Consider the following 10,639-nt stretch of genomic DNA (forward strand, 5'->3'; position numbering starts at 1 on the left):
CCACAGCGCCCGCCTTACGGGGTGGGTGCTGACCAGCGCAGCGTGACGCACAACCCGCAGCCGGGTTGCTGGCTGAAGGTGATCTGCATCCCGTGCAACTGGGCGATATTGCGAACTATCGATAATCCCAGCCCGCTACCGCTCTTCTCCTGACCCGGCGGTCGCCAGAAACGCTCACCAAGCCGTTGCAAATCGGCTCCACTCAGACCCTCGCCGTTATCCTCCACCGACAGGCTATTCGCCTGCAATCGTACATCGACTTCGCTGCCCGCTGGCGTATAGCGAATGGCATTATCCAGCAGATTCCGTACCAGCAGTGACAGTAACAGCGGATGCCCCTGAATCTGTGGATCGGCGTCAGCGTGCAGTCGCAGCGTGACACCCGTTTTATCCGCCAGCGGCAGCTGTGCAGCCAGCGTCTCCTGCACCGTGCGTTTCAGAGCCACTGTTTCGAAGGCGCTTCGCGCATCATCAGCTTCAACGCGTGAGAGCGTCAGCAGCTGATCCACCAGCCGCGTTGCGCGGGCGATTCCGACATCCAGTTGCTGCAGCGCATGGGTTCGCATCACTTCATCATCTGCAGTCAGCTGAATGACCTCGCTTTGTACCTGCAGCGCGGCCAGTGGACTGCGCAGCTCATGAGCGGCATCAGAGGTAAAGCGCCGTTCACGCTGCATCATGGCGCTGATGCGGCTGAACAGACCATTGAGGGCGACCATCAGCGGTTGTACCTCTTTCGGCACGCGGTCTGCCTGCAGCGGCGTATCGTCATCGGGCGCGCGCTGCGCCAGTTGCTGCGCCAGCGTCTTCAGCGATCGCAGTTCAGACCAGACCAGACCGATCAGCAGCAGCAACATAAAGGGCAGCGCGATCAACCACGGCAACACGCTGGCTTTCATCAGGTCCCGCGTCATGTCGTCGCGGTATTCCGACTCCTGACCCACCACTACCCGAAACTGCTTATCGGGCGTAGTCAGCCAGACAAAACGCCAGCGATCGTCATCATTGGTGAGCTGTCCCTCATGAAATCCCTGATAGTCCGCCTCAAACGGCAGATAGCGACCATTATCGCCATCATTCATCACCTGCCTGCCGTCACGCGTGAAGACAGCAAAGGCCAGGGCATCGTCATCCTGATCGCCGCGATGGTGACGGAGCATCTCTTTGGTTTTGGGCAGCGTGGTCTTGTCCAGCGATGAGAAATCCAGCGTCAATAGACGCTTGGCCAGCAGCATCTGCTGAGTATCAAACAGCTCATCAAGGGTTTCACGGGTCTGATGCCAGGCACTCAGGCTGGCACTGGTCCAGCAGAGGCCAAGCAGCAGCACGAAACCGATACCCAGCCGCAGAAACAGGCTCATTGATCGCATTCAGTCGCTCCCAGGGTATAACCGACGCCGTGCAGCGTGCGGATAAACGCGCTGCCCAGCTTTTTACGCAGATGATGGATATGCACTTCTACCGCATTGCTCGAGACGTCGGCGTCCCAGCTGTAGAGCTTCTCCTCCAGCTGGTTGCGCGTCAGCACCCGGCCCGGGTTTCGCATAAACAGTTCCAGTAGCGCCAGTTCACGGCTTTTCAGCGCAATCGCCTCGCCATCGCGCATCACACTGTGGCTGCCGGGGATCAGCACCACGTTACCGTGACGGAGTTCGGGCTGCAGCTGGCCGTGACGACGACGAATCAGCGCCTGCAAGCGAGCGGCTACTTCGGTTAAGGCAAAGGGTTTACACAGATAGTCGTCGGCTCCCAGTTGCAGACCTTCGACCCGCTGATCCAGCGCATCGCGTGCAGTCAGTATCAGTACCGGCACATCTTTTCCCTGCTGTCGCCACTGCCGCAGAATATCGAGTCCATCACGCTCAGGCAGAGAGAGATCCAGGATCACCGCATCCCAGGGCGCGGCCTCCAGCGCGTTAAAGCCCGCCTCACCAGACGTAAACCAGTCAACACTGAAGCCCAGTTTACTCAGCCCCGCTTTGATACCGTCGCCAATTAAGCGGTCGTCTTCAATCAGTAAAATACGCATCACGTCTCCCTGTTCCGATAGCGCTTTATACGAAGCAACGTCCTCCCTGTACAGTTGATTTCGGCGAAAGTAGCTTATTTTTAACCCTTAAGAAGCTGTTAAGAACTCTATGTTCAACTGGGCTCATTCAAACCGAAAACACCACTAAAAAAGGGGTACACCATGAAAAAGCACACTGCAATTCTGGCCGTCGTTATGCTGGCTTCCGCCCCGGTTTTCGCTGCACAGCAGGGCGGATTTGTTGATCCCAGTGCGCCAGCCGCACAGACGCAGGCAGCACCCGGACAGGGCGGCTTCCAGACCGATCACACCAGTGTAGTGACCGTGAAGCAGGCTGAAGAGATGAAAGATGACAGTTGGATCACCGTGCGCGGCAAGCTGGAGAAACAGATCGGTAAGGAAGATTATCTGTTCCGCGATCAGACCGGCACCATGAAAGTCGAAATCGACCACAAGCACTGGAACGGCCAGACGATCTCACCCAAAGATAATGTAGAGCTGACAGGTGAACTGGATAAAGATTTCAACAGCATTGAGATGGACGTTAAGCAGGTTAAAAAACTGCCTTAATCTTTTTCTCCTGGCATCGTTTGACGGCCCTGCACTGAGCGGGGGCATCTGACCGCAATTGATTAGCTCAGGGCGCAGGGAACACGGTCAAAAGAGAGACGTGTCCCGCGCCATGGACAAAAGCGTCAGAAGCGTTTTTGAACAACCAAAGCGTTGGCCCGGCAACGGGCGCATCTTAGGAATGAGATGCGTCATGGCGTAGGTCGAGCGGTCATGGATGACCGTTTTTGTGTCTTTCCGAACTGACCGTGCTACCAGTACAAGCCCCGTCTCGCTGCTGACCGAAACAGACATGACCAACAGTATCGCGCTGCATTCGCGGCCATTTTTTCAATCTATTCCTCGCTTTAATACAAATTTCATCCCGCGTAAGCGAAACGTTTCGATAGCGATCACAGATTTCTTATTTCCCGGTTGAGTTGATGGCGGCTTTTCATACACTCCTGACAGCGAAACGTTTCGCTATGGAGTGAAAAGATGAAAAAAGGTCGCCTGTTAAACGCTGAACTCTCTCATGTGATTGCCCGCCTGGGACATACGGATACGCTGACGATTGCCGATGCAGGTTTGCCGATTCCGGCTGGACCGCAACGTATCGACTTAGCGCTTACGCCGGGTACGCCCGATTTTATGCAGGTGGTTAATGCTGTCGCACTGGAGATGCAAGTTGAGAGCGCCCTGATCGCGGAAGAGATAAAGCAGCATAATCCGCAACTTCATCGCTCGCTTGTCGCCGTGCTCGAAGCCTTGCAACAGCACCAGGGGAATATCATTACCATCAGCTACACCAGTCATGAACAATTTAAACAACAAACGCAGCGTAGTCAGGCGGTCATTCGCAGCGGAGAGTGCTCTCCGTTTGCTAATATCATCCTCAGCGCCGGTGTGACCTTCTGAGGCCTCTATGCAACCTTTATTGCAACTCGACGGCATTGAAAAATCCTTTCCAGGTGTGAAAGCACTCAAGGGGGCGTCGCTGAATGTCCGGGCAGGACGCGTGATGGCGCTGGTGGGCGAGAACGGCGCAGGCAAGTCCACGATGATGAAAGTGCTGACCGGAATCTATCAATATGATGCCGGTACGCTGCGCTGGCTTGGCAAAGAGACCCGTTTCAGTGGGCCGAAAACGTCTCAGGAAGCGGGTATTGGCATCATTCATCAGGAACTGAACCTGATCCCTCAATTAACCGTGGCGGAGAATATTTTTCTTGGTCGCGAATATGTCAGCCGTTTTGGCCGTATCCAGTGGCAGCGTATGTATGCCGAAGCGGATGCGCTGCTTAAACGACTTAATCTGCGCTTCAACAGCCACAAGCTGGTGGGGGATTTGTCGATTGGCGACCAGCAAATGGTCGAAATCGCCAAAGTTCTGAGCTTTAAGTCGCAGGTGATCATCATGGATGAGCCGACCGATGCGCTGACCGATACCGAAACGCTGTCGCTTTTCCGTGTGATCAACGAACTGAAAGCGCAGGGCTGCGGCATCGTCTATATCTCGCATCGCATGAAAGAGATCTTTGAGATCTGCGATGACGTCACGGTGTTTCGCGACGGGCAGTTTATTGCTGAACATCCGGTCAGCGAACTGACGGAAGAGAGCCTGATCGAGATGATGGTGGGACGCAAACTGGAAGATCAATATCCGCATCTTGATCAGGCGCCTGGCAACGTGCGGCTGAAAGTTGAGAACGTCAGCGGACCGGGTGTGGATAACGTCAGCTTCACTCTGCGCAAAGGTGAAATCCTTGGCGTTTCCGGCTTAATGGGCGCGGGCCGTACCGAACTGATGAAGGTGCTTTACGGCGCATTGCCGCGTCGCGAAGGCACCTTGTGGCTCAATGACCGGGAAGTGGTAACGCGTTCACCGCAGGATGGCCTGGCTAACGGCATCGTCTATATCTCCGAAGATCGTAAGCGCGATGGCCTGGTGTTGGGCATGTCTGTGAAAGAGAACATGTCACTGACAGCGTTACGCTATTTCAGTCATGGCAGCGGCACGCTGAAACACGCGGCAGAGCAGCTGGCGGTAGGCGATTTTATCCGGTTGTTCAACGTTAAAACGCCTTCAATGGAGCAGCCAATTGGACTGCTTTCAGGCGGAAACCAGCAGAAAGTGGCGATTGCCCGCGGTCTGATGACCCGGCCCAATGTGCTGATTCTGGACGAGCCAACGCGCGGTGTGGATGTCGGCGCGAAGAAAGAGATCTATCAGCTGATTAACCAGTTTAAGGCCGAAGGGCTGAGCATCATCCTGGTCTCCTCGGAAATGCCGGAAGTGCTGGGCATGAGTGACCGGATTCTGGTGATGCATGAAGGCCGTATCAGCGGCGAATTTACCCGAGAAGAAGCCACTCAGGAGAGCCTGATGGCTGCCGCCGTAGGCAAGCAACACAGCGAGGATTTAGTGGTATGACAACCCAAACTTTACCGGCCAGCCGTCGCTGGTTTAGCAAAAGCTGGCTACTGGAACAGAAGTCGCTGATTGCGCTGATGGTACTGATCGCCGTAGTGGCCAGCCAAAGCCCAAACTTCTTTACCGTGGCGAACCTGTTCAACATTCTGCAGCAGACCTCGGTTAATGCCATTATGGCGGTCGGGATGACACTGGTGATCCTGACTTCGGGTATCGATCTCTCTGTGGGATCGCTGCTGGCTCTGACTGGCGCGGTAGGTGCATCGCTGGTGGGCATGGAGGTGAATGCTCTGGTCGCGGTGGCGGCTTCGCTGGCGCTGGGAGCGGCAATCGGTGCCCTGACCGGCACCATTGTGGCTCGCGGCAAGGTGCAGGCGTTTATTGCTACGCTGGTCATGATGCTACTGCTGCGTGGTGTCACCATGGTCTATACCGACGGCAGCCCGGTTAACACTGGCTTCAATGCTAATGCCGATCTGCTGGGCTGGTTTGGTATCGGTCGCCCGCTGGGTATTCCTGCGCCGGTATGGCTGATGGCGCTGGTCTTTGTTGCCGCCTGGTACATGCTGCAGCACACCCGCCTGGGTCGCTATATCTATGCGCTTGGCGGTAATGAAGCGGCAACGCGTCTCTCTGGCATCAATGTGAATCGCGTCAAAATCATCGTCTATTCACTGAGTGGCATGCTGGCTGCACTGGCAGGCACCATTGAAGTGGCGCGCCTCTCCTCAGCACAGCCGACAGCGGGCACCGGTTATGAGCTGGATGCGATTGCCGCGGTAGTACTAGGTGGAACCAGTCTGGCGGGCGGTAAAGGCCGTATTTTCGGCACGCTGATTGGCGCGCTGATCCTCGGCTTCCTGAATAACGGCCTGAACCTGATGGGCGTCTCTTCGTACTACCAGATGATCGTTAAAGCGGTAGTAATCCTGCTGGCGGTGCTGGTAGATAATAAAAGCAGTAAATAACTCTGACCTTACACAGGATGACATGATGAAAAAGTTAACCGCACTGGCCATTATCCTTGGCGCAACACTCAGTACCAGCGCCATGGCAAAAGATACCATCGCGCTGGTGGTTTCAACCCTGAACAACCCTTTCTTTGTTTCGCTGAAAGAAGGTGCACAGAAGGAAGCGGATAAGCTGGGCTACAACCTGGTGGTGCTGGATTCACAGAACAATCCGGCCAAAGAGCTGGCGAACGTGCAGGATCTGACGGTTCGCGGTACCAAACTGCTGCTGATCAACCCAACCGATTCTGATGCAGTGGGCAATGCCGTGAAGATGGCTAACCAGGCGAACATCCCGGTTATCACGCTGGATCGCGTCGCGGCACAGGGCACCGTTGTCAGCCATGTCGCTTCCGATAACCGTTTCGGCGGTAAAATGGCCGGTGACTTCATCGCCAAAAAAGTGGGCGAAAACGCCAAAATTATTGAACTGCAGGGTATTGCCGGGACGTCTGCCGCCCGTGAACGTGGTGAAGGCTTCAAACAGGCTGCTGATGCGCATAAATTCCAGATCCTGGCCAGCCAGCCTGCCGACTTTGACCGTACCAAAGGTCTGAACGTCATGCAGAATTTGCTGCAGGCCCATCCTGACGTTCAGGCTGTATTCGCTCAGAACGACGAAATGGCGTTGGGTGCACTGCGCGCGCTGCAGACTGCCGGAAAAACCGGTGTGATCGTTGTTGGTTTTGACGGCACTGCTGATGGCGTTAAAGCCGTAGAAGGTGGCAAACTGTCCGCGACCGTGGCACAGATGCCAGACAAAATTGGCATGATCGGCGTCGATACCGCTGATAAAGTGCTGAAGGGTGAAAAAGTGAAGGCGATTAACCCAGTCGACCTGAAACTGGTCGCTCAATAACTCAAAGAAAAGCAGGGCACTGCGCCACCCTCCCGGTGGCGCACTTATTCCGGAACTCCCCTAATGAGCAAAAACGCAAAACTGGCCGTTCTTGGCAGCATTAACGCTGACCACATCCTTAATCTGGCGCACTTCCCTCGTCCCGGTGAAACGGTGATCGGGCAGAATTATCAGATTGCGTTTGGCGGTAAAGGTGCGAATCAGGCTGTAGCCGCCGGTCGTGCTGGTGCCGATATCGCATTTATCGCCTGTGTGGGCGCTGACGACATTGGCGAACGTATTCGTCAGCAGCTGGCCCAGGACAATATTGATACCACGCCGGTCGAGGTGGTCGAGGGCGAGTCGACAGGTGTGGCGATGATCTTTGTCAACGGTGACGGTGAGAACAATATTGGCATTTACTCCGGTGCAAACGCGGCGTTAACGCCCGCTTGTGTAACGCGTCATCAGCAGGTTATTGCCGATGCCGATGCACTATTAATGCAGCTGGAATCGCCGCTGGATAGCGTACTGGCCGCCGCGATGCTTGCCCGACAGCATCAGACGCAGGTTATTCTCAATCCGGCACCTGCCACCCGTCTTTCAGATGAACTGCTGGCATTGATCGACATTATTACCCCGAATGAGACCGAAGCAGAGAGTCTGACCGGCATTGCAGTCAACAACGATGAAGATGCTGCTCGCGCTGCGGCAGCGCTACATGCGAAAGGCATTGGCACGGTACTGATCACTTTGGGTCGCCGCGGGGTCTGGCTGAGCGAGCAAGGTGAAGGTCAGCGTATTGCTGGCTTTAGTGTTAAAGCTATCGACACCATCGCGGCGGGCGACACCTTCAACGGTGCCTTTATTACCGCGCGACTGGCGCATAAAGCAATGTATGAGGCGGTGCGATTTGCCCATGCCGCCGCCGCTATCGCCGTTACCCGATCGGGTGCGCAGCCCTCCGTGCCGTGGCGCGCGGAGATCGATGAATTTTTGCAACAGCAGGGCTAAGCGCTTGAGCACCATGAAAGATGTCGCTCGCCTGGCGGGTGTTTCTACCTCCACTGTTTCGCACGTTATCAATAACAACCGCTTTGTTAGCAAAGGCGTGCGGGAAAAAGTTGAGCAGGCCATCCGCCATCTGAACTATGCCCCTTCTGCGCTGGCTCGCAGTCTGAAAATCAATCAGACGCACACAATCGGTATGCTGCTGACCACCAGTAGTAACCCGTTTTATGCCGAAGTGGTACGTGGGGTAGAGGAGAGCTGCTATCAGCGTGGCTACAGTCTGGTTCTCTGTAACACGGCAGGTAATGAGGAGCGGATGAACCGTAGCCTGGAAACGCTGATGCAGAAGCGCGTCGATGGTTTATTGATCATGTGTACCGAAAGTCACCTGCCTTCGGCAGACATTCTGAATCGCTATCCCTCTATACCTGCAGTCATGATGGACTGGGCGCCGTTTGAAGGCCGTGGTGACATTATTCAGGATAATGCGCTGTTGGGTGGAGAGCTGGCTACTCAGCATCTTATCGACAGCGGTTATACTCGTATCGCCTGTATCGCCGGTCCACAGGATAAAACCCCGGCGCGCATGCGCCTGGAAGGTTATCGCAACGCCATGACAAAGAACGGCCTGGAGATTTTGCCCGGCTATGTGGTGAATGGTGACTTTGAATTTCAGGGGGGCTACAACGGGATGGTCGAACTGCTGGCGCTGGATACGCCACCGGAAGCGGTATTCACCAGCAACGATGCCATGGCGGTCGGCGTTTATCACGCACTCTATCAGGCTGGCATGCAGGTTCCGCAGCAGATGGCGGTAATGGGATATGACGATATTGAACTGGCGCGCTATCTCACTCCGCCACTGAGTACCATCCATCAGCCTAAAGATGCGCTGGGTGAACTGGCGATAGACACTTTACTCCATCGTTTCAGCGATCCTGACGCCAGCCAGCAAACGCTGGTGCTGACGCCGGAACTGGTGGTACGTGGATCAGTTTAGCGCTTTCTCTTCTTGTCACGATTACTGATCAGATTACGTCCATCCCCGTTTTTCAGCAGCATAAAGGTGAGCGCTGAAAGCACAGTCACCACCCCCATGGTCAGAAACGTGGCGTGGAACTGCGAAATGGTGCTGGTTTCAAACTCCTGATAGAAGCGCAGTACCGCAGCGCTGACGGCCACACCAAAACTGATCGCTAACTGTTGTGTCACTGCCAGCACGCTGTTACCGCCGCTGGCATTATCATCATTCAGATCGGCCAGAGTAATCGTGTTCATGGCGGTAAACTGCGTAGACATGGCCATGCCGAGAATAAACAGCGGAAGTAACAGTACGACGATGCTTTCAGCGGGTGACTGCAAAGAGAAGCTCGCAATCAGGATGCCAATAATGACAGTAATGCCGACCAGCAGGCGGCGGTAACCCAGCCAGCGCAACAACTGTGTCACTGTCGACTTCGCCAGTATCGAACCCATGGCGATGGGCGCCATCATGCAGCCTGCGATAATTGCTGAATAGCCAAAACCAACCTGCAACATGAGAGGCATCAAAAAGGGCACACATCCGGTGCCGAGACGTGACGCAATATTGCCGCCGATGCCAACTGCGAAAGTCCGGGTTTTAAACATCGGCAGACTGATCAGCGGTGAAGGGTGATTTCTGGCATGCACTATATAGAGAAGTAATAGCACGATCCCGCTGAGTAATATCCCGCCAGCCAGCCAGGCAGAAACAATTCGCTCACCGAACAGCTCAATTCCAATCGAGATCATCACCAGTCCAGCCCCGAATAATAAGAAGCCGAAAAAGTCGAAACGGCGCTTGGGTGTGGTGAAGTCCGGCATATATTTGCGTGCATAAACAATACCGAGAATGCCTATCGGGATATTAATCAGGAAGATCCAGTGCCAGGTAGCGTAGGTCACCAATACCCCGCCGAGCATCGGGCCCAGTATCGGGCCAACTAATCCCGGCATGGTGACAAAGTTGAGTACCGGAAGCAGTTCACTACGCGGGTAGGCGCGTAACAGCGCCAGTCGCGCAACCGGCATCATCATTGCACCACCAACGCCCTGTACGATGCGCGACATGACCAGCACCGAAAGCGTAGGTGAAAGTGCACAAGCCAGTGAGCCGAGGGTAAAAAGCGAAACCGCAATGATAAAGACCTTGCGCGTGCCAAAGCGATCGGCCAGCCAGCCGCTGACGGGAATCAGCATAGCGACAGTCAGGGTGTAACTGATGACGGCGGATTGCATGGCTAAAGGAGAACGGTCGAGGCTGGTGGCGATAGCGGGTAGTGCAGTATTCAGTATGGTGGCGTCAAGTGACTGCATGAAAAAGGCCATAGCAGCTATCCATGGCAAACCAGCCATGCTGCGCGCGGATTTTATCATTGAGTGTCCTTCCTGGGGTTATCCTGCGAGAAGAAGCAAAATAATAGCACCAGCAATCAGCAACGGCAGGTCTCTTTGCAACGTTTCATCGCCGTTTTTGTGCGTTATTCCGTCATTAAATGTCTCTTTTTAAGCCATTCGTTTAAAAAAGATGCGCTCAGTAAATTAATTCAAAGAAACACTTGTCAGCCTCCGAGAACGCCCTATAATGCGCCTCCATCGACACGGCACACCGGCAACGGGAAACGGGTTGAGAGGCGCAGGAGACTGGGCCGCCGGAGAAAAACTTCTGAAATAGAGGTTGACTCTGCAGGAGGAACGCGTAATATACGCCACCTCGCGACAGGACGCTAACGCACTGTTCGCGCTGC

At 54.9% G+C, this 10,639-nt stretch carries 10 protein-coding genes; 7 read left to right on the plus strand and 3 right to left on the minus strand.

From position 1 onward, the window contains the following. Nucleotides 1–14: 14 nt before the first annotated feature. Nucleotides 15–1,370 carry a quorum sensing histidine kinase QseC gene (qseC, locus tag WFO64_RS15885; RefSeq protein ID WP_337013043.1) on the minus strand — a complete coding sequence of 452 codons (1,356 nt, stop codon included), beginning with the start codon at nucleotides 1,368–1,370 and terminating at the stop codon, nucleotides 15–17. Next, the gene (gene qseB / locus WFO64_RS15890; RefSeq protein WP_337013044.1) at nucleotides 1,358–2,029 is read right to left on the minus strand and encodes a quorum sensing response regulator transcription factor QseB; all 672 of its coding nucleotides are present in this window, start codon (nucleotides 2,027–2,029) and stop codon (nucleotides 1,358–1,360) included. The genes qseC and qseB overlap by 13 nt, the downstream gene beginning before the upstream one ends. Nucleotides 2,030–2,191: 162 nt before the next feature. Between qseB and WFO64_RS15895 the strand changes: the two genes are divergently transcribed. The 7 genes from WFO64_RS15895 to rbsR all read left to right on the plus strand — a co-directional run bounded on the left by WFO64_RS15895 (nucleotide 2,192) and on the right by rbsR (nucleotide 8,871). Next, the gene (locus WFO64_RS15895) at nucleotides 2,192–2,599 is read left to right on the plus strand and encodes a YgiW/YdeI family stress tolerance OB fold protein (protein ID WP_337013045.1); all 408 of its coding nucleotides are present in this window, start codon (nucleotides 2,192–2,194) and stop codon (nucleotides 2,597–2,599) included. A 477-nt stretch (nucleotides 2,600–3,076) separates the two neighbouring features. Beyond that, the gene (gene rbsD, locus WFO64_RS15900) at nucleotides 3,077–3,496 is read left to right on the plus strand and encodes a D-ribose pyranase (RefSeq protein WP_337013046.1); all 420 of its coding nucleotides are present in this window, start codon (nucleotides 3,077–3,079) and stop codon (nucleotides 3,494–3,496) included. Nucleotides 3,497–3,503: 7 nt separating this feature from the next. Then, complete coding sequence (rbsA, locus tag WFO64_RS15905) at nucleotides 3,504–5,012, plus strand: ribose ABC transporter ATP-binding protein RbsA (RefSeq protein ID WP_337013047.1); 1,509 nt, start codon at nucleotides 3,504–3,506, stop codon at nucleotides 5,010–5,012. Further along, nucleotides 5,009–5,980, plus strand: coding sequence for a ribose ABC transporter permease (gene rbsC, locus WFO64_RS15910; RefSeq protein ID WP_337013048.1), 972 nt, complete (start codon nucleotides 5,009–5,011; stop codon nucleotides 5,978–5,980). The genes rbsA and rbsC overlap by 4 nt, the downstream gene beginning before the upstream one ends. 25 nt (nucleotides 5,981–6,005) lie before the next feature. Then, the gene (gene rbsB / locus WFO64_RS15915; protein WP_337013049.1) at nucleotides 6,006–6,881 is read left to right on the plus strand and encodes a ribose ABC transporter substrate-binding protein RbsB; all 876 of its coding nucleotides are present in this window, start codon (nucleotides 6,006–6,008) and stop codon (nucleotides 6,879–6,881) included. A gap of 63 nt (nucleotides 6,882–6,944) precedes the next feature. Next, entirely contained in the window at nucleotides 6,945–7,874 is a 930-nt protein-coding gene (gene rbsK, locus WFO64_RS15920; RefSeq protein WP_337013050.1) for a ribokinase, read from the plus strand. A 13-nt stretch (nucleotides 7,875–7,887) separates the two neighbouring features. Next, entirely contained in the window at nucleotides 7,888–8,871 is a 984-nt protein-coding gene (gene rbsR, locus WFO64_RS15925; protein WP_337013051.1) for a ribose operon transcriptional repressor RbsR, read from the plus strand. Here rbsR and mdtD read toward each other — a convergent pair. Then, nucleotides 8,868–10,268: a multidrug transporter subunit MdtD gene (mdtD, locus tag WFO64_RS15930; RefSeq protein ID WP_337013052.1), complete on the minus strand. Its 1,401-nt coding sequence runs from the start codon at nucleotides 10,266–10,268 to the stop codon at nucleotides 8,868–8,870. The two genes, rbsR and mdtD, sit on opposite strands and share 4 nt — an antisense overlap. Nucleotides 10,269–10,639 lie beyond the last annotated feature (371 nt).

It is taken from the genome of Pantoea sp. AS142 (assembly GCF_037152305.1).
GTDB lineage: Bacteria > Pseudomonadota > Gammaproteobacteria > Enterobacterales > Enterobacteriaceae > Pantoea.

Coding starts and splice junctions, on each gene's coding strand:
- qseC (WP_337013043.1), bottom strand. CDS start 1,370: ATGCGATCAATGAGCCTGTTTCTGCGGCTGGGTATCGGTTTCGTGCTG.
- qseB (WP_337013044.1), bottom strand. CDS start 2,029: ATGCGTATTTTACTGATTGAAGACGACCGCTTAATTGGCGACGGTATC.
- WFO64_RS15895 (WP_337013045.1), top strand. CDS start 2,192: ATGAAAAAGCACACTGCAATTCTGGCCGTCGTTATGCTGGCTTCCGCC.
- rbsD (WP_337013046.1), top strand. CDS start 3,077: ATGAAAAAAGGTCGCCTGTTAAACGCTGAACTCTCTCATGTGATTGCC.
- rbsA (WP_337013047.1), top strand. CDS start 3,504: ATGCAACCTTTATTGCAACTCGACGGCATTGAAAAATCCTTTCCAGGT.
- rbsC (WP_337013048.1), top strand. CDS start 5,009: ATGACAACCCAAACTTTACCGGCCAGCCGTCGCTGGTTTAGCAAAAGC.
- rbsB (WP_337013049.1), top strand. CDS start 6,006: ATGAAAAAGTTAACCGCACTGGCCATTATCCTTGGCGCAACACTCAGT.
- rbsK (WP_337013050.1), top strand. CDS start 6,945: ATGAGCAAAAACGCAAAACTGGCCGTTCTTGGCAGCATTAACGCTGAC.
- rbsR (WP_337013051.1), top strand. CDS start 7,888: ATGAAAGATGTCGCTCGCCTGGCGGGTGTTTCTACCTCCACTGTTTCG.
- mdtD (WP_337013052.1), bottom strand. CDS start 10,268: ATGATAAAATCCGCGCGCAGCATGGCTGGTTTGCCATGGATAGCTGCT.